Source organism: Geodermatophilus sp. SYSU D00684 (assembly GCF_054050455.1).
In genome coordinates, this window is sequence record NZ_JBJGZI010000010.1 from 1 (window position 1) to 18415 (window position 18415).

Consider the following 18415-nt stretch of genomic DNA (forward strand, 5'->3'; position numbering starts at 1 on the left):
CCGCCACCGCTGCAGCGGTGGCGGGCCCCTCGTGCGTGCCTGTCCTACAGGGGGATGTTGCCGTGCGCCCCGCGGCCGGCCGGGGCGGCGGCGAGGGCCTCCACCAGGCGGCGCCGGGTGCGCGAGGGCTCCACCACCTCGTCGACGACGCCGATCTCCAGCGCCCGGTTCACCCCGCCGGCGATCCGCTCGTGCTCGGCGGCCAGCTGCGCGTGCAGCGCCTCCCGCTCGGCCGGCGGCACCGCGGCCAGCTTCTTGCGGTGCAGGATGCCGACGGCGGCCTTGGCGCCCATGACCGCCACCTCGGCGCCGGGCCAGGCGAACACCGCGGTGGCGCCCAGCGAGCGGGAGTTCATCGCGATGTAGGCCCCGCCGTAGGACTTGCGGGTCACCAGCGTCACCCGCGGCACGACCGCCTCGGCGAAGGCGTGCAGCAGCTTCGCGCCGCGCCGCACCACGCCGTCCCACTCCTGGCCCACGCCGGGCAGGTAGCCGGGGACGTCGACCAGCACCACCAGCGGCACGCCGAAGGCGTCGCACATCCGCACGAAGCGGGCGGCCTTCTCCGCCGACGCCGAGTCCAGGCAGCCACCCAGGCGCAGCGGGTTGTTGGCGATCACGCCGACCGTCCGCCCGTTGAGCCGGCCCAGGGTGGTGACGATGTTCGGCGCCCAGCGCGGGTGCAGCTCCAGCCCCGGCCCGTCGAGCACGGCGGCCACGAGCGGCTTGACGTCGTAGGCCCGCTGCGGCTGCTCGGGCAGCAGGGCGCGCAGGTCGACGTCGGGGGCGTCCGCCGCCGGCGCGAAGGTGCCCTGCGCGGCGAACAGGTCGACCGCCTGCCGGGCGGTCTCCAGCGCCGCCGCCTCGGACTCGGTGACCACGTGCACGACCCCGCTGCGCCGGCCGTGGGTGTCCGGGCCGCCGAGGCGCTCCATGTCGACGTCCTCGCCGGTGACCGAGCGGACGACGTCGGGACCGGTGACGAACACCCGCCCGGCCGGCCCCATGATCACCAGGTCGGTGAGCGCCGGCCCGTACGCGGCGCCGCCGGCGGCCGGGCCGAGCACGACCGAGATCTGCGGCACCCGGCCCGAGGCGCGCACCATCGCGGCGAACACCTCGCCGACGGCGTGCAGCGCGGTCACGCCCTCGGCCAGGCGGGCGCCGCCGGAGTGCCAGATGCCGACCACCGGCACGCGCTCGCGCAGCGCGGTGTCGATGGCGTCGACGATGTGCCGGCAGCCGTCGATCCCCATCGCGCCGCCCATCACCGTGGCGTCGGTGCAGAAGGCGACGGCGGGGCTGCCGGCCACCGTCCCGCGCGCGGCCATGACGCCGGAGGTGTCGCGGGGGGCGAGCAGGGCCACCGACCCGGCGTCGAAGAAGCGGGCGAGGCGGTCCTCGGGGTCGCGCGGGTCGGGGCTGGGCAGCGTCGGGACGGCGTGGACGGTGGTCACCGGACCTCCAGGGGCGGGCCTTGAGTGCGGGGCCGGCCCGGGGGCCGGGCGGGGCGGGTTACGCGGTCGTGAAGACCAGCGCGATGTTGTGGCCGCCGAAGCCGAACGAGTCGTTGACCGCGGCGGTGAGGGACGCCTGGCGCGGCTCGCGGCGGACGATGTCGAGGGCCTGCACGGCGGCGTCGTCGTCGGGGTCGTCGAGGTTGGCCGTCGCGGGGACGACCTGCTCGCGCAGCGCGAGGACGGTGAACACCGACTCCAGGGCGCCGGCGGCGCCGAGCAGGTGGCCGGTCTGGCTCTTGGTCGCGGTGACCAGGGCGTGGTCGCCGACGGCGCTGCGGATCGCGGCGGCCTCGGCGGTGTCACCGACCGGCGTCGAGGTGGCGTGCGCGTTGACGTGGCCGACGTCGGCGGGGTCGATGCCGGCGTCGCGCAGCGCGGCGCCGATCGCGCGGGCGGCGCCCTCGCCCTCCGGGTGCGGGGCGACCAGGTCGTAGCCGTCGGCGGTGGCGCCGGCGCCGGCCAGCCGGGCGTGCACCCGGGCGCCGCGGGCCTTCGCCGAGCCCGCGCGCTCGAGGACCAGCGCGGCCGCGCCCTCGCCGAGCACGAACCCGTCGCGGCCCTTGTCGAACGGCCGCGAGGCGCGCTCGGGCTCGTCGTTGCGGGTGCTCATCGCCCGCATCGCGGCGAACCCGGCCATCGGCAGCGGGTGGACGACGGCCTCGGCGCCGCCGACGAGAACGACGTCGGCGCGGTCGAAGCGCAGCAGGTCCAGGCCCCAGCGGATCGCCTCGGCGCCGGAGGCGCATGCGCTGACCGGGGCGTGCACGCCGCCGCGGGCGCCGATGGCCAGCCCCACGGCCGCGGCCGGGCCGTTGGGCATGAGCATCGGGATGGTGAAGGGGGAGACCCGCTTGGGGCCCTTCTCCTCCAGGACGTCGTCCTGGCCGAGCAGGGTCAGCGCCCCGCCGATGCCGGTGCCGAAGACGACGGCGATGCGCTCGGACGCGACCCCGGCGTCGGCGGCGCCGGACTCGGCCCAGGCCTGCTCGGCGGCGATGACGGCGACCTGCTGGCTGCGGTCGAGCCGGCGTGCCCGGACCCGGTCGAGCTGCTGGACGGGGTCGGTGGCCAGGGTCGCGGCGAGCTGGGCGGGGAACTCCTTGACCCAGTCGTCGTCGAGGCGGCGGACCCCCGACCGTCCGGCCAGCAGCGCGTCCCAGGTGCTGGCGACGTCGCCACCGAGCGGCGTGGTGGCTCCGAGGCCGGTGACGACGACGTCGTCGTACGTGCTCATGACGGGTCCTCTCCTGGGGGCGTGCGGGCGCGGGCGGCCGGGGACCCGGCTCAGCCCTGGTTCTTCTGGATGTAGCTGATGGCGTCGCCGACGGTCTTGATGTTGCCGAGCTCGTCGTCGGGGATGGCCACGCCGAACTTGTCCTCGACGGCGGTGGCGATCTCGACCATCGACAGGGAGTCGACGTCGAGGTCCTCGGTGAACGACTTCTCCGGGGTGGCGTCGGCGGGGGCGACCCCGGCGACCTCCTCCAGGATCTCGGCCAGACCTGCCTGGATGTCCTCGCTCACGCGGGGGTCCTCTCTCTCGGTGGGGGCGGGCACTGCCCGCCGTCGGGCCCGGACGTCCCGGGTGTCTGGGGTGCCGCTCAGGGCAGGACGAGCACCTGGCCGGCGAAGGTGAGGCCGGCGCCGTACCCGAGGACGAGCGCGAGGTCACCGCTCCTGGCCTCCCCGGACTCCATGAGCGCGGTGAGGGCGAGCGGGATCGACGCCGCGGAGGTGTTGCCGGCCTGGACGATGTCGCGGGCGACCACGGTCTCCTTGCCGAACCCGAGCCGCCGGGTCATCGACTCGACGATGCGCAGGTTGGCCTGGTGCGGGGCGAACACGTCGATGTCCTCGGGCCCGACGCCGGCGGACTCCATCGCCTGGATGAGGGTGTCGGTGAGCCGGGTGGTGGCCCAGCGGTAGACCGCCTGGCCGGCCATGGAGATGCCCTTGGAGCCCGCGACGATCTCGATCGCGGAGAACTGGTCGCCGTCGCTGCCCCACGCCACCGGGCCGATGCCCGGCTCGTCGGAGGCGCCGACCACGGCCGCGCCGGCGCCGTCGGCGAAGATCACCGCGGTGGAGCGGTCGGTCTGGTCGACGACGTCGGTGAGCCGCTCGACGCCGACCACCAGCGCGTTGCGCGCCGAGCCCGCGCGGATGGCCGCGGAGGCCATCTCGAGCGCGTAGCAGAAGCCGGCGCACCCGGCGTTGAGGTCGAACGCGCCGGGGCGGGGGATGCCGAGGCGGTGGGCGACCTGCGGGCCGATGCCGGGGATCGGCTCCTTGAGGCTGGCGCTGGCGAGGATCACTAGGTCGACCTCGTCGGGCGCCAGGCCGCTGGCGGCCAGCGCCTTGCCGCCGGCGGCGACGGCCATCTCCTGCAGGGTCTCGTCCTCCGAGGCCCAGCGGCGCTCGGCGATGCCGACGCGGGTCTGGATCCACTCGTCGTTGGTGTCCATCACCTGGGCGAGCTCGTCGTTGGTGACGCGCCGGCGGGGCCGGTAGCCGCCGAGGCCCAGGATGCGCGCCCCGGGGGCGCCCTTCGGCAGTCGGATGCTCACGCGGGGACCTCCGGGTAGAGACGGGCGAGCGGGTCGCCGGCGTCGACGAGGTCGCCGTCGTGGACGAGCCACTCGGCGAGGACGCCGTCGTACGCGGCCGAGACCTTGACCTCCTCGCGGCGGCTGCGCACGCAGCCGAGCGGGGTGCCGGCGGGCAGGTGGGTGCCCTCGGGGACGTCGGCGGGACTGACCGTGCCGCGGACGGGGGAGACGACGACCCGCCAGTCGGGCTGGTGCTCGGCCTCGGGCCGGCCGCGGGCGGCGTCGATGAGCGCGCGGGCGCGGTCCAGGTCGCCGGGGCCGGCCAGGGCCAGCACCTCGACGTCGGCGCCCTTCCACTCGCGCTTGGCCAGGCCCGCCAGGGCGCCCGCCGGCGGAAGCTCGATGGCCGCGGTGACGCCGAGCTCGCGCAGGGTGGCCAGGCACGCGTCGAAGCGCACGGGGCTGGTGACCTGGCTGACCAGGCGGGACAGCGCCTCGGCGCCGGAGTCGACGGCGGCGCCGTCGGCGTTGGACAGCAGCAGCCGGCTCGGGTCGGCCGGGCGCAGGCCGCCGACCAGGCCCTCGAGCTCCTCACGGGCCGGGCCCATGTACGAGGTGTGGAAGGCGCCGGCCACCGACAGCGGCATCACCCGCGCCTTCGCCGGCGGCTCGGCCTTCAGCGCGGCCAGCCCGTCGAGCGGACCGGCGACGACGACCTGGCCGCCGCCGTTGAGGTTGGCCGCGACCAGCCCGTGCCGCTCGAGCGCCTTCTCCAGCTCGTCGGGGTCGGCGCCCAGGACGGCGGACATGCCGGTCGGGGTGAGCCCGCAGGCGCGGGCCATCGCGCGGCCGCGGACGGCGGTCAGCGCGATCGCCGCCTCGACCGACAGCACGCCGGCCAGCGCCGCCGCGGTGAGCTCGCCGACGCTGTGCCCGGCGATGACGACGTCGCGGCCGGTCTGCGGCGAGTGCGCGACCGGGCCGGGCAGGCCGCCGAGCTCGCGGGCGACGAACAGGCTCATCGCGACGACGAGCGGCTGGGTGACCGCGGTGTCGCGGATGGCCTCGGCGTCGCCGGTGGTGCCGAGGGTCAGCAGGTCGGCGTCGGCGATCGCCCCGGCCCAGCGGAAGAAGGACTCGGCGCCGGGGAGCTCCAACCAGGGGGTGAGCATCCCGGGCTTCTGCGCACCCTGCCCGGGTGCGAGGACGGCCAGCACCTCCTCACCGTCTCATTGGTCACGGTCTCCCGCGCGCTCGGCCGGCACGAAAGGTCACCGCTGCTGTTTGGAGGGTTCCCACAACGGCGGAGCCTGGACGGGCCGTCGCGACGCCGATCCGTGGTGGACAACACTGCAGGACCCCCTTGCGGCCAGGGGTCGTGTCAGTGCCAGAGGGAGCGCTCGCCGCCCAGGTCGGCCAGCGCGAGCGCGACCTGCAGCGTCCAGGCGCCGCGCGGGTCGGTGGCCACCTGCCCGGTCACCTCGGCGGCCCGCTTGAGCCGGTACCGGACGGTGTTCGGGTGCACGAACAGCGCCCGGGCGGTGGCCTCCAGGTTGCCACCGCCGGCCAGCACCGCGCGCACCGTCTCCAGCAGGTCGCCGCCGGCGGTGCGCAGCGGCAGCACCACCCGCTCGGTGAGCGCCGCGCGGGCCAGCGGGTCGCCGTCGAGGGCCCGCTCGGGCAGCAGCGCGTCGGCGGTCACCGGCCGCGGCGCCCCGGGCCAGGCCCGTGCGGCCCGGAGCCCGGCCAGCGCCGCCGCGGCCGACCCGCCGGCCGCGCTGAGCCGGTCGACGACCGGGCCGAGGACCACCGGGCCCGGCCCGAACTCCTCGGCGACCCGCTCGGCCGCCGACCGCAGGTCCTCGGCGCCGCCCAGCACCACCACCAGATGCTCGGCGTGCACGCCGACGAGCACCTCGCAGCGGTGCGAGCGGGCGGCGCGGCGGACGTCGGCGTGCGTGTCGCCCTCGGCGGGGGCGACCCCGACCAGCACGGCCACCGGGCCGGTGCCGTCCCAGCCCAGCGCGGAGGCGCGGCCGGGCAGCTCCTCGGAGCGCTCGCCGCGGACCAGCGCGTCGACGACCAGCGCCTCCAGCCGGGCGTCCCAGGCGCCGCGGTTCTCGGCGAAGCTCGCGTAGACGTGCGCGGTGGCGAAGGCGACCTCGCGGCTGAACAGCAGCACGGCCATGCGCAGCGCGTCGGCGTCGCCGGGCTCGGCCACCGACTCGACGTGGTCGTCCATCACCTGGACGGTGAGCTCCACCAGGTCGACGGTCTGCTTGAGCGGCACGGCGCGGACCAGGTCGCGCGGCGCGGCGCCGAACACCTCGCCGGTGAGCCGGGGCGGCCGGTCGGGGGAGCGGCACCACTCGACCAGGGAGGCGATGCCGGCCTGCGCGACGAGCATGACCCACGAGCGCTGGTCCGCCGGCATGGTGCGGAACCAGGGCAGGTCCTCGTCCATGCGTGCGACGGCGCGGGTGGCGATGGCCCCGGAGGCGCGCTCCAGCCGCCGCAGCGTCGCCGCCGTCGGCGGGCGGTCGATCACCCGGTGGGCCACGCGGCCAGCGTGTCACGGTCCGTCGCGTCGGGGAGAGTGGGGGAGTGACCGCCCCGACCACCGCGCCCGCGCGGGCCCGCCGCCGGGTGCTCCGGACGATCGGGGGCGGTCTCGCCGTCCTCGCCGTGCTCGGGACCGGGGTGGCGGCCCGCTTCGGCCCGCAGGTGCGCCTCGACGACGCGGTGAGCCGCGGGCTGTACGCCGGCGACGACCGCTCGGCGCCGGTGAGCGCGCTGCTGGAGACCCTCACCACCCCGGGCGTCACCTGGTTCCGCGTGGTGGTGTTCCTGCCGGTGCTGGTCTGGCTGGTCCGGCGCGGCGCGTGGCGCACCGTGCTGTGGGTCGTCGTCGCGGTCACCGCGGTCGGGCCGCTCACCACCGGCCTCAAGGACCTGGTCGGGCGCGCCCGCCCGGCGTTCGAGAACGGCGGCCTGGTGTACGAGGGGCTGAGCTACCCGAGCGGGCACTCCTCGGGCGTCGCCACGCTGGTCACCGTCGCGCTGGTGCTGGCCTGGCCGCGGTTGACCGCGCCCGGCCGCCGCGCCGCCGTCGCCGCGGGGGTCGCGCTCGCGGGGCTGGTCGGGCTGACCCGCGTGTGGCTGGGCGTCCACTACCCGTCCGACGTCGTCGGTGGGCTGTGCCTGGGGACGGCGTGGTCGCTGCTGGTCGCCCTGGTCGCCGGCGGGCTGCCCGGCGGTCCGGCGGCGCTGCGCGGGCGGGACGCGGCGCGGTGACCGGCGTCGAGGGCGCGGTGCTGCTCGAGCCGGGCGACGGCTCGCTCGGCCCGCTGCTGCGGGTCACCGACGACCGGCTGCCGCCCGGCGCCGGCTACGGCGTGCACGCGCACCGCGCCCTCGACGTCGTCGCGGTGGTGCTGGCCGGCTCGCTCACCCACCGGTGGGGCGGGGACGCCCCGCTGGCCGCCGGCGACGTCGGCGTGCTGCGGGCGGGCACCGGGCTGGACCACGACGAGGTCGCCGGACCCGACGGCGCCCGGGTGCTGCAGGCCCACCTGCGCGCGGCCGACCCGGGCGCGGCCCCGGCCCACGAGGTCGTGCGCGCCCCCGCGGGCTGGGTCGACCTCGGCCGGACCGACGCCCGGCTGTGGCTGGGGCCCGACGGCCCGGACGTCCCCGACGGTGTCGTGCTGCGCCCCGGCGGCGGGGTCGCCGTCGTGTGGCGGGTCGACCCCGCCCGCCCCGCCTGGGCGACCTGACCCGGGGACCCTCCCCGCGCGGAGGAGGGCCCCCGGCCGCCGGTCAGGTCAGCAGATCCCCGGCGGGACGCTGGACCCGCAGGTGTTGCCCGCGAAGTCCACCGCCCCGACGTCGAGCAGGAACGGGCTGACCTCCGGGGAGCTCAGCAGCACGTCGACCGGGGCGTTCCCGGTGATCCCGTTCTCCTCGACGACGATCCCCTCCGCGGGGCCCGGGTCGGTGCCCGCCGCGTTGTTGAACGGCGGCAGCGTCACCAGCACGAGCCCGCCGGCGGGGAACTGCAGCGAGGCGGCGTCGACCGAGGGCGCGTTGCCGTGCACCTCGTTGTTCCGCACGCCCACCGAGTCGGCGTTCACGATCCCGATCCCGGTGCCGGACACCCGCAGCGACGCCTGCACCTCGCCCACGCCGGCGAGGCAGAACCGGTCGTTGCCGGACACCTCGTTCCACCGCAGCTGCCAGTCCCCGCCCTCGACCTGGCGGCCGGCCTCGGGGATCTCCGTGGCCGCGTCGTCGAAGACCAGCACGCCGACGCAGTTGCCGGACACGTAGTTGTGCCGGATGGCACCGCCGCGCGACTCCCGGGCGAAGACGCCGATGTTGTAGCCCTGCACGTCGTTGGCGACGACGTCGGCGTAGGACTCGTCGGAGTCGGTCACCCCGATCCCGGCGGTGCCGCTGTTCGGCGCCGCGGGTGTCCCGCGGTCGACGCCCTCCAGGATGTTCCGGGTGATCCGGGTGTGGGTCGAGTCCGCGGCGAGGATGCCGTAGCGCTCGTGCCCGTGCGCCCGGGTCTTGGCGACCCGGAAGCCGTCGGCGCCCCACGCGGCGATGCCGTTGGCCGGGTGGTCGTGGGTGGACAGGTGGCCGACCCGGACCGGGCCGTCGGGGTCGAGGAAGAACAGCCCCGAGACGTCGTCCCGCAGCGTGGCGGGGTCGCTCTCGGGGTCGGCCGCGTTCTGCGCCTCCCAGCACGGCGTGGACGCGACTTCGGGCAGCTGGTCCGGGGTGGTCCACTCCGGCCAGACGATCCGCGTGCCGTCGTCGCCGCGGCCGGCCCCGACGATCGTCAGGCCCTTGCCGTCGACGCAGACGGCCTCCTCCCAGGTGCCCGCCTCGATGCGGATCGTGTCGCCCGACGCGGCCCGGTCGACGGCGGCCTGGATGGACTCGCCCGGGTGCACCACCCAGGTGTCGGCCCCTCCCGACGAGCCGCCGCCGTCGGCCGCCGCCGCGCCGGCCGGGAGGGCGGCGAGGACGAGGACGGCGGACGCGGTGACCGTGAGCCCGCGGGCCGGGCCCGACGGTCGGGGACGCCCCGCTGGTCTGGAGTGCTGCATGTGTCCTCCTGGTCGCGACTCGCGCTCGGGGACCCGGCGCGTGCCACGACCATGGGGACGATGTGACGGAAGAGTCCGGCGACACGACTGAGGCGGCCGTGACCTCATACCCCGGTCGTGCTCCCGGCTCCGACCTCCGTCGCGGACCGGGGGCGACCTCAGGCGGAGTCGCGCACCACGAGCCGGGTGGCGCAGACCCGCGCCTCCACCTCGGCGTGTCCCTCGACCTGGCGCAGCAGCAGGTCGGTCATGTGCCGGGTCATCTCGCCCAGCGGCTGGGCGACCGTGGTCAGCGGCGGGTCGGTGGTGGCGGCCGCCGGGGCGTCGTCGAAGCCGACGACGGCGACGTCGCCGGGCACCGAGCGGCCGGCCTCCCGCAGCGCCCGCAGCGCCCCCACCGCCATCGGGTCGGAGGCGACGAACACGCCGTCGAGGTCGGGGACCCGCTCGAGCAGCGCGGCCATCGCGCGGTGGCCGCCGGGCTCGGTGAAGTCCCCCTCGGCGACCAGCGCGGGGTCGAAGGCGACGCCCGCGGCGTCCAGTGCGGCGCGGTAGCCGGCGTAGCGGTCGAGGCCGGCGATCATGTCCTGCGGACCGGCCACGGTGGCCACCCGCCGCCGCCCCGAGGCGAGCAGGTGCTCGGTGGCGCTGCGCGCGCCCCCGGCGTTGTCGGCGTCGACGTAGCAGACCTCGCGGCCGTCCGGCGGGCGGCCGGAGAGCACCAGCGGCACCCCGGCCTCGGCGAGCACGCCGGGCAGCGTGTCGTCGCGGTGCGGGGACACGAGGATGACGCCGTCGACGTGCCCCTGGCGCACGTACCGGCCGACCTTCTCCTGCTCGCGCCCGCCCCGGGCGGCCAGCAGGACGAGGTTCATCTCGGTGTCGGCCAGCGCCCCGGACAGCTCCCGCACGATCCGGGCGAAGAACGGGTCGCTGAAGACCTGGACGTTGGACTCCGAGAGCACCAGCGCGATCGTGTCGGTGCGCCGGGTGACCAGGCTGCGGGCCGCCGGGTTGGGCACGTACTGCAGCTGCGCGACGGCCTCCTCGACCGCGCGCCGGGCCTCCGGGCGCACCTTCGGCGAGCCGTTGACCACGCGCGACACCGTCGCGCGGGACACCCCCGCGAGCTGCGCGACCTCGTCGAGGGTGGGTGAGGCCCCGCGGCCGGCGACCGTCGTCACGTGACCTCCTCCGTCGTCGTCGTAGGGCTCCATGGTGCACGCCCGGAGATCCCGACAGTTCGTGAGAGCGCTCTCTTGACACACGAGTGTGACACCCACCACTCTGCTCCCACCGCTTGTGAGAGCGCTTTCACGGACGTCACCGCAGCCCGGACGCAGCCGTTCGGGAACCGATCCAGGAGGACCGATGACCGTTCCCCCGAGACGCAGGGCGGCGCTGGGTGCCGCGCTGGTCGCGTCGCTGCTCGCCGCCGGCTGTGGGGGCTCCGGCTCCGACGACGACGGCACGATCACCCTCGACCTGGGCCTGTTCGGGACCTTCGGGTTCCAGGAGGCCGGGCTCTACGACGAGTACATGGAGCTGCACCCGGAGATCCGGATCGAGGAGGAGTCGGTCGAGCGGTCGGCCGACTACTACCGGGCGCTGCAGACCCGGCTCGCGGCGGGCTCCGGTCTCGCCGACATCCAGGGCATCGAGATCGGCTTCGTCGCCGACGTCGTGGAGAACCACGCGGACGCGTTCGTCGACTTCGCCGCGGAGGGCGACGCCGACGAGGTCCTCGGCCACTTCTACGACTGGAAGGTCGAGGAGGCCACCACCTCCGACGGCCGGGTGATCGGCCTGGGCACCGACGCCGGCCCCGAGGCCATGTGCTTCCGCCGCGACCTGTTCGAGCAGGCCGGCCTGCCCACCGACCGCGCCGAGCTCGCCGCGCTGTGGTCGACCTGGGAGGGCTACCTCGAGCTCGGCCGGCAGTACGAGGCCTCGCCGACCAAGCCGGAGGGCAGCTCGTTCGTCGACAGCCCGGCGAGCGTCTTCTCCGCGGCCGTCTACCAGGGCGAGACCGCGTACAACGACGCGGACGGCAACCCGATCCCCGACTCCAGCGACGGCGTCACCACGGCCTGGCAGAACGCCAGCGTGGCGGCCGCCGAGCAGATGACGGCCAACCTCATCCAGTTCGGGGACGAGTGGAACTCCGCCTTCGCCAACGGCGCGTTCGCCACCATCTCCTGCCCGGCCTGGATGCTCGGCTACATCAGCGGGCAGGCCGGCGAGGAGGCCGCGGGCACCTGGGACGTGGCGCCGCTGCCCGGCGGTGCCGGCAACTGGGGCGGCTCGTGGCTCGGCGTCACCGAGTCCAGCGAGCACAAGGAGGAGGCGATCGCCCTCGTCGAGTGGCTGACCGCGCCCGAGCAGCAGATCAAGATGTTCACCCGCGAGGCGCACTTCCCGTCCAGCCAGGAGGCGGCGGAGGACCCGCAGGTGTCCGACGCGACCAACGACTACTTCAGCGGGGCGCCGGTCGGGCAGATCTTCGGGGAGTCGGCCGCGGCACTGCGGTTCACGCCGATCGGCCCCTACGACACCCAGATCCAGGAGGCGTTCACCAACGCCCTGAGCACGGTCGCCGAGGGGACCTCCCCCGACGACGCCTTCCAGGCGGCCCTCGACGAGATCGAACAGGTCGTCGGCGGCTGACAGACCCCGGCCGGCGCCGGGGCGAGTCCACCCGCCCCGGCGCCGGCCGGCTCCACCCCCTCGTGGGGACCCTGCTCGTGACCCCCCGGAAGGCCCGGCATGACCATCGCCAGCGACGACCCCCGGGTCGGGGCGGCCGCCGCACCGGCCCCACCGAGCCCGCCCGTCCGCCCCGCGGCCGGCCGGCGCCGGTCCCGGCTCACCCGCAACCGCTGGGGCTACTCCTACGTCGCCCCGTTCTTCGTCCTCTTCGCCGCCTTCAGCCTCTACCCGTTCCTCTACACCGCCTGGATCTCGCTGCACGAGGTGCGGCTGTCCGACATCGACGGCGCCGAGTTCGTCGGCCTGGGGAACTACACCGACCTGCTGCAGAACGAGTTCTTCTGGAACGCCGCGCGGAACACCCTCACCATCGGCATCCTCTCGACGGTGCCCCAGCTGGCCATGGCCCTGGGCCTGGCGCACCTGCTGAACTACAGGCTGCGCGGCCGGACCTTCTTCCGGGTCGCGATGCTCATGCCCTACGCCACCAGCATCGCCGCGGCCACGCTGGTGTTCGCCCAGCTGTTCGGCCACGACTACGGGCTGATCAACGCCGGCCTCGAGGCGGTCGGGTTCGACCGGGTCGACTGGGAGAGCGGGACCTGGACCAGCCAGATCGCCATCTCGGTGATCGTCACCTGGCGCTGGACCGGCTACAACGCGCTGATCTACCTGGCCGCCATGCAGGCCATCCCGAACGACCTGTACGAGGCCGCCACCATCGACGGCGCCGGCCGCTGGAAGCAGTTCCTCCACGTGACCGTCCCGTCGCTGCGGCCGACGATCCTGTTCACGATCGTGGTCTCGACGATCGGCGCGGTGCAGCTGTTCGGCGAGCCGCTGCTGTTCAGCGGCAACGGCATGACCAGCGGCGGGGTCTCCAACCAGTACCAGACCCTCGGCCTGCTGATGTACGACCAGGGCTGGACCAACTTCCGCCTCGGCCAGGCCGCGGCCACCGCCTGGACCATGTTCCTGATCATCCTCGTCGTCGTCGGCCTCTCCGGGCTCCTCGCCCGCCGGCGCGCCCGGGCCGAGCAGTAGGAGCCGTCATGACCACCCTCGCCTCCGCACCGGAGCAGGCGGTGTCCGCCCCGGCTCCCGCCCCCACCGGGCACCGCCGCCGGGCCCGGAAGGTGACCTCCGCCGGGCCGGTGACCTACGTGCTGCTCGGGCTCACCGCGCTGCTGTCGGTCTTCCCGCTGTACTGGACGGCGGTCGCGGCGTCGAAGACCAACGCCGAGCTCGCCGGCACCCCGCCGCCGTTCCTCCCGGACGCCGACCTGTTCACCAACATCGGCCGGGCCATGGACGAGGCGCCGATCGGCCTGGCGATCGTCAACTCCGTGATCGTCGCCGGCTGCATCACCGTGGGCACCGTCCTGTGCAGCACGCTGGCCGGCTTCGCCTTCGCCAAGCTGCGCTTCCGCGGCAACAAGACGCTGCTGGCGCTGGTCGTCGGCACGATGATGGTGCCGACCCAGCTGGCGATCATCCCGCTGTTCATCCTCGTCGCCCAGTTGCAATGGGTCGACCACCTGCAGGCGGTCGTGCTGCCCACGCTGGTCAGCGCGTTCGGCGTCTTCTTCATGCGGCAGTTCCTGTCCCAGGCGCTGCCCGACGAGCTGCTCGAGGCCGCCCGCGTCGACGGCGCCTCGACGCTGCGGACCTTCTGGTCCGTCGTCGTCCCGGTCGCCCGCCCCGCCATGGCGGTGCTGGCGATGCTGACCTTCCTCACCGCCTGGAACGACTTCTTCTGGCCGATCATCGCCCTCACCACGGAGAACCCGACGGTGCAGGTCGCGCTGGCCGGTCTCGGCGGCGGCTACGTCCCCGACACCGCGGTGATCATGGCCGGCACCCTCGTCGGGACCCTGCCGGTGCTCGTCGTCTTCGTCGTCCTCGGCAAGCAGATCGTCGGCGGCATCATGCAGGGCGCGGTGAAGGGATGAGGCGCCCGTCCACCCCCGTTCCCTCCTCCCCGAGAGGCGCCTGAGCCATGGCCACCGTCACCTTCGACTCCGCCACCCGCATCTACCCGAAGGCCGACCGCCCCGCCGTGGACGGCCTGGACCTGGAGATCGGCGACGGCGAGTTCCTCGTCCTCGTCGGCCCCTCGGGCTGCGGCAAGTCCACCTCGCTGCGCATGCTCGCCGGCCTGGAGGAGATCGACGCCGGCAGCATCCGCATCGGCCAGCGCGACGTCACCGACGCCCCGCCCAAGGACCGCGACATCGCGATGGTCTTCCAGAACTACGCGCTCTACCCGCACATGACCGTCGAGCAGAACATGGGCTTCGCGCTGAAGATCGCCGGCGTCCCGAGGGACGAGATCGGCCGGCGGGTGGCCGAGGCGGCGAGGATCCTCGACCTGGAGGACTACCTGCGCCGGCGGCCGAAGGCGCTGTCCGGCGGCCAGCGGCAGCGGGTGGCCATGGGCCGGGCGATCGTGCGCAACCCGCAGGTGTTCCTCATGGACGAGCCGCTGTCCAACCTCGACGCCAAGCTGCGCGTGCAGACCCGCACCCAGATCGCCGCCCTCCAGCGGCGGCTGGCCGTCACCACCGTCTACGTCACCCACGACCAGGTCGAGGCGATGACGATGGGCGACCGCGTGGCGGTGCTGCGCGACGGCGTCCTGCAGCAGTGCGACACCCCCGGCGCCCTGTACGACCGCCCGGCCAACACCTTCGTCGCCGGGTTCATCGGGTCGCCGGCGATGAACGTCGTCACCGGGCCCGCGGTCGACGGCGGCGTCCGGCTCGCCGGCGCGGTGCTGCCGGTGCCGCGGGACCTGCTCGACCGGGCCGCCGGCGGCACCGGGAAGGTCACCGTCGGCTTCCGCCCCGAGGCGCTGGAGACCGCTGCGCCCGGGAACGGAGGGCCCGGCGAGGGCGTGCCCGTGGTGGTCAACGTCGTCGAGCAGCTGGGCTCGGACGCCTACCTCTACGCCACCCTCGGCGCCTCCGACGACGGCGACGTCCTGCACACCGCCGACGTCGTCGTCCGCACCGAGCCGCGCTCGGCCCCGGCGGTGGGGGAGACGGTGCACCTGCGGGTCCGCGAGGGCGGCCTGCACGTCTTCGACCCCGTGACGCAGCAGCGCGTCGGCTGACCCCTACCGTCCTCCCCGTCGGCGGCCCCGCAGCCGCCGGGCTGCCCCCTGACCTCTGCCTGCTCACCCCTGCCCTGAGGAGCACCCCTGCCGTGACCACCACCGACACCCGCGAGGACGCCCTCGCCGGCCTGACCTTCCCGCCCGGCTTCGTCTTCGGCGCCGCGACCGCCTCGTACCAGATCGAGGGCGCCGTGACCGAGGACGGGCGGGGACCGTCGATCTGGGACACCTACAGCCACACGCCCGGCCGCACGTTCCAGGGCCACACCGGCGACGTCGCCGTCGACCACTACCACCGGTACCGCGACGACGTCGCGCTGATGGCGGGCCTGGGGCTGTCGGCGTACCGGTTCTCGGTGGCCTGGCCGCGGGTGCTGCCCGAGGGCGGGGGCCGGGTCGAGCAGCGCGGGCTGGACTTCTACCGGCGGCTGGTCGACGAGCTGCTCGCCGTCGGGGTGCAGCCCTGGCTGACCCTCTACCACTGGGACCTGCCGCAGGCGCTGCAGGACCGCGGCGGCTGGGCCGACCGGGACACCGCCGAGCGGTTCGCCGATTACGCCGCGGTCGTCGTCGACGCCCTCGGCGACCGGGTGCGGCACTGGTCGACGCTCAACGAGCCGATGTGCAGCGCGCTGCTCGGCCACGTGTCCGGCGCGCACGCCCCCGGCCTGCAGGACCCGGTCGCCGGCGCCCGCGCCACCCACCACCTGCTGCTCGGGCACGGCCTGGCCGCGGCCCGGCTGCGCGCGGCCGGCGTGAGCTCCCTCGGCGTCACGCTGAACTTCACGCCGATGCACCCGGCGAGCCAGGACCCCGCCGACGTCGACGCCGCCCGCCGGCTCGACGGCCAGCAGAACCGGATGTTCCTCGAGCCGGTCGTGCACGGCGCCTACCCGGCCGACGTCGTCGCCGACCTCGAGGCCGCCGGTGCCCCGCTGCCGGTCCGCGACGGCGACCTGGAGACGATCGCGGCGCCGCTGGACTGGCTGGGCGTCAACTACTACTTCGAGCAGACGGTGCGGGCCGGCATCCGTCCCGCGGACGAGCCGCCGACGTCGTTCATCGGCGGCGGGGACGTCGTCGAGCTCGACCCCGAGGGCCCGACGACGACGATGGGGTGGGGGATCAGCCCGCAGGCGTTCACCGACCTGCTGCTGTGGCTCACCGAGCGCGCGCCGGGCCTGCCGCTGGTGGTCACCGAGAACGGCTCGGCCTGGGACGACGAGGTGGACGCCGAGGGCGCGGTGCACGACCCCGAGCGGGTCGACTTCCTCGCCCGCCACCTCACCGCGATGGCGGCGGCGATGGAGCGCGGCGCCGACGTCCGCGGCTACTTCGCCTGGTCGCTGCTGGACAACTTCGAGTGGGCCCGCGGCTACGCCCAGCGGTTCGGGCTGGTGCACGTCGACTACGCCACCCAGCGGCGCACGGTGAAGGACAGCGGCCGGGCCTACGCCGAGCTGCTGCGCCGGCACCGCGACGGGGTCTGAGAGCGGGGGCCCGTGCGAGGGGGATGCGCACGGGCCCCCCGCGGCGTCCCGTGCTGAGCGACGACGACCGCCGGCGGGTGCTGGCCGCCCTGCTGGTCTGCCAGCGGCACTCCTGGGACCAGGGCCTGACGGCGGCGGTGCTCGACGGCGCCGGCGAGGCGGCGGCGCTGCGTGCCCTGGTCGACGACGCCGTGGCCCGGCAGCTGCCCGACGGCCGGCTGGCCGAGCTCGACCCGGCGTGCAGCGTCAACGGCGGCGTCGTCGGGGAGTACGCGGACCTGCTGGCGCAGCGCCTGGGCGACCGGGCGCTGGCCGCCGCGGCCGCCCGCCAGCGGGACTGGCTGCTGCGCCGGGCGCCGCGCGCCGCCGACGGCACCCTGTTCCACCTGGTCGGCACCCGCGAGGTCTGGGCGGACACGGTGTTCACGGTGGTGCCGCCGCTGGCCGCGGCCGGGTTCGCCGACGTCGCGCTGGCCCAGCTGGACGGGCACCGGGCGCGGCTGCGCCGGCCCGACGGGCTGTGGCGGGCGCGGTGGGACGAGGACGCCGGGCGGCCCTCCGACGACCGCGCCTGGGGCACCGGCAACGGCTGGGTGGCCGCCGCCCTCGCCCGCACCGTGGGCCGGCTGCCGGGGGCGGGACTCGCCGGCGAGGCCCGCGCGCACCTCGACGCCTGCCTGGCGCACCGCCGGCCCGACGGGACGCTCGGCTCCGTCCTCGACGACGACGGCTCGCCCGCGGACACCGCGGTGGCCGCGATGCTGTCCTGGGCCGCGTCGACCGGCACCGCCGCGGGCTGGCTGCCCGCGTCCTACGCCGCGGCCGGGCGGTCGCTGCTCGTCACGGCCGTCGCGCGCGTGGACGGGCTGGGGCGGGTCACCGGCGCCGCGGCCGCGCCCCGGTTCGACCGCCCCGGGCACTCACCCGAGGCGCAGGCCTGGCTGCTGCTGGCCGACGCTCAGACCAGGGCGGCGACGTCGGCGGCGCAGCCCCAGGAGAGGGTGACCCCGGCGCCGCCGTGCCCGTAGCAGGCGACGACCGGCCGCCCGCCGACCTCCAGCCGCTCCAGCCGGACGCCGGGCCGGCCCGGCCGCAGCCCGACCGCCCGCGACAGCACCGGCTGCCCCCGCAGCGCGGGCACCAGCGCGCACGCCCGCTGCAGGATCGCGGCCTCCACCTCCGGGTCGGGGTCGCGGCCCGTGGCGCCCTCCACCGCCGTCCCGCCGACGACGACGTCCCGCCCGCGGGGGACGACGTAGGTCAGCCCGGCCGGGCCGTCCTCGTCGAGCACCCACCCGGACAGGCCCGGGTCGGCGAGGCGGACCACCTGACCCTGCACGGGCACGCAGGTGTCGTCGTCGAGCAGGGGCCCCGACCCCAGCCCCGCGGCCACCACGACGACGTCCCCGGCCACCTCGTCGAGGGACCCGACCCGGCCCGGCACGGTCACCACCCCGGCCGCGGCGCACGCGGCGGCCAGCCAGGGCAGGTACCGGCCGGTGTCGACCACCGGCAGCGTGCAGCGGGTGCCGGCGGGGGCGCCGGGCGGGAGCTCCTCCGGAGCCGCCGGGCGGACCCCGGGCACCCCCGGCGCCCACCACGGGTCGGGCTCGGGCGTGCGGTGCACGTACGTGCCCGGGCGGAGCGCCACCCCGGTCGCCGGATCGGCGGCGAGCCGGGTGAGGACCCCGAGCGAGGTGGCGCCCCACCGCAGGACGGCGCCGGCGGGCGCCACCCGGTAGGGGGACCAGATGGCGGCGGCCACCGCGGAGGTGGTCGCCTCCCACGGGTCGGCGGTGAGCAGCCGGACCCGGTGCCCGGCGCGCGCGAGCTCGAGCGCGCAGGTCAGCCCGACCACCCCGCCGCCGACGACGGCCACGTCGCGCGGGCCGCCGTCGGCAGCAGGGGGCAC

17 protein-coding genes are annotated in these 18415 nt (G+C 75.9%); 8 read left to right on the top strand and 9 right to left on the bottom strand.

The window, feature by feature from the left end:
• Positions 1–44: 44 nt before the first annotated feature.
• From ACI79L_RS08835 to ACI79L_RS08860, 6 genes are all read right to left on the bottom strand, one after another.
• Positions 45–1457: an acyl-CoA carboxylase subunit beta gene (locus tag ACI79L_RS08835; protein ID WP_456936425.1), complete on the bottom strand. Its 1413-nt coding sequence runs from the start codon at positions 1455–1457 to the stop codon at positions 45–47.
• Between the two features lie 58 nt (positions 1458–1515).
• The gene (locus ACI79L_RS08840; RefSeq protein WP_456936426.1) at positions 1516–2754 is read right to left on the bottom strand and encodes a beta-ketoacyl-[acyl-carrier-protein] synthase family protein; all 1239 of its coding nucleotides are present in this window, start codon (positions 2752–2754) and stop codon (positions 1516–1518) included.
• A gap of 50 nt (positions 2755–2804) precedes the next feature.
• Positions 2805–3044, bottom strand: coding sequence for an acyl carrier protein (locus ACI79L_RS08845; RefSeq protein ID WP_387984847.1), 240 nt, complete (start codon positions 3042–3044; stop codon positions 2805–2807).
• A gap of 77 nt (positions 3045–3121) precedes the next feature.
• Positions 3122–4087, bottom strand: a complete 966-nt coding sequence (locus ACI79L_RS08850) for a beta-ketoacyl-ACP synthase III (RefSeq protein WP_456936427.1) — start codon at positions 4085–4087, stop codon at positions 3122–3124.
• Positions 4084–5286 (bottom strand): acyltransferase domain-containing protein, encoded by a 1203-nt coding sequence (locus ACI79L_RS08855; RefSeq protein ID WP_456936428.1) that lies wholly within the window; start codon positions 5284–5286, stop codon positions 4084–4086. The genes ACI79L_RS08850 and ACI79L_RS08855 overlap by 4 nt, the downstream gene beginning before the upstream one ends.
• A 164-nt stretch (positions 5287–5450) precedes the next feature.
• On the bottom strand, positions 5451–6629 hold the full coding sequence (locus ACI79L_RS08860) for a PucR family transcriptional regulator (protein ID WP_456936429.1): 1179 nt from the start codon (positions 6627–6629) through the stop codon (positions 5451–5453).
• A gap of 44 nt (positions 6630–6673) precedes the next feature.
• Here ACI79L_RS08860 and ACI79L_RS08865 point away from each other — a divergent pair, with 44 nt between their 5' ends.
• On the top strand, positions 6674–7363 hold the full coding sequence (locus tag ACI79L_RS08865) for a phosphatase PAP2 family protein (protein WP_456936430.1): 690 nt from the start codon (positions 6674–6676) through the stop codon (positions 7361–7363).
• Positions 7360–7845 carry a pirin family protein gene (locus ACI79L_RS08870; protein ID WP_456936431.1) on the top strand — a complete coding sequence of 162 codons (486 nt, stop codon included), beginning with the start codon at positions 7360–7362 and terminating at the stop codon, positions 7843–7845. The genes ACI79L_RS08865 and ACI79L_RS08870 overlap by 4 nt, the downstream gene beginning before the upstream one ends.
• Before the next feature lie 48 nt (positions 7846–7893).
• On the opposite strand, the gene ACI79L_RS08875 is transcribed toward ACI79L_RS08870, so the two are convergent.
• The gene (locus ACI79L_RS08875; protein WP_456936432.1) at positions 7894–9186 is read right to left on the bottom strand and encodes a right-handed parallel beta-helix repeat-containing protein; all 1293 of its coding nucleotides are present in this window, start codon (positions 9184–9186) and stop codon (positions 7894–7896) included.
• A gap of 158 nt (positions 9187–9344) precedes the next feature.
• On the bottom strand, positions 9345–10370 hold the full coding sequence (locus ACI79L_RS08880) for a LacI family DNA-binding transcriptional regulator (protein WP_456936433.1): 1026 nt from the start codon (positions 10368–10370) through the stop codon (positions 9345–9347).
• A gap of 187 nt (positions 10371–10557) precedes the next feature.
• On the opposite strand from ACI79L_RS08880, the gene ACI79L_RS08885 reads away from it, so the two are divergent.
• The 6 genes from ACI79L_RS08885 (at position 10558) to ACI79L_RS08910 (ending at position 17531) form a co-directional block, all read left to right on the top strand.
• A complete protein-coding gene (locus tag ACI79L_RS08885; protein ID WP_456936434.1) occupies positions 10558–11853 on the top strand; it encodes an extracellular solute-binding protein in 1296 nt (431 codons plus the stop codon).
• Between the two features lie 99 nt (positions 11854–11952).
• A complete protein-coding gene (locus tag ACI79L_RS08890; RefSeq protein ID WP_456936435.1) occupies positions 11953–12939 on the top strand; it encodes a carbohydrate ABC transporter permease in 987 nt (328 codons plus the stop codon).
• A gap of 8 nt (positions 12940–12947) precedes the next feature.
• Complete coding sequence (locus ACI79L_RS08895) at positions 12948–13847, top strand: carbohydrate ABC transporter permease (RefSeq protein ID WP_456936436.1); 900 nt, start codon at positions 12948–12950, stop codon at positions 13845–13847.
• Positions 13848–13894: 47 nt separating this feature from the next.
• Complete coding sequence (locus ACI79L_RS08900; RefSeq protein ID WP_456936437.1) at positions 13895–15010, top strand: ABC transporter ATP-binding protein; 1116 nt, start codon at positions 13895–13897, stop codon at positions 15008–15010.
• A gap of 92 nt (positions 15011–15102) precedes the next feature.
• Positions 15103–16503, top strand: a complete 1401-nt coding sequence (locus ACI79L_RS08905) for a GH1 family beta-glucosidase (RefSeq protein WP_456936438.1) — start codon at positions 15103–15105, stop codon at positions 16501–16503.
• A 50-nt stretch (positions 16504–16553) separates the two neighbouring features.
• On the top strand, positions 16554–17531 hold the full coding sequence (locus tag ACI79L_RS08910) for a glycoside hydrolase family 88 protein (RefSeq protein ID WP_456936439.1): 978 nt from the start codon (positions 16554–16556) through the stop codon (positions 17529–17531).
• Here ACI79L_RS08910 and ACI79L_RS08915 read toward each other — a convergent pair.
• Positions 17462–18415 carry an FAD-dependent oxidoreductase gene (locus ACI79L_RS08915; RefSeq protein ID WP_456936440.1) on the bottom strand — a complete coding sequence of 318 codons (954 nt, stop codon included), beginning with the start codon at positions 18413–18415 and terminating at the stop codon, positions 17462–17464. The genes ACI79L_RS08910 and ACI79L_RS08915 overlap by 70 nt on opposite strands.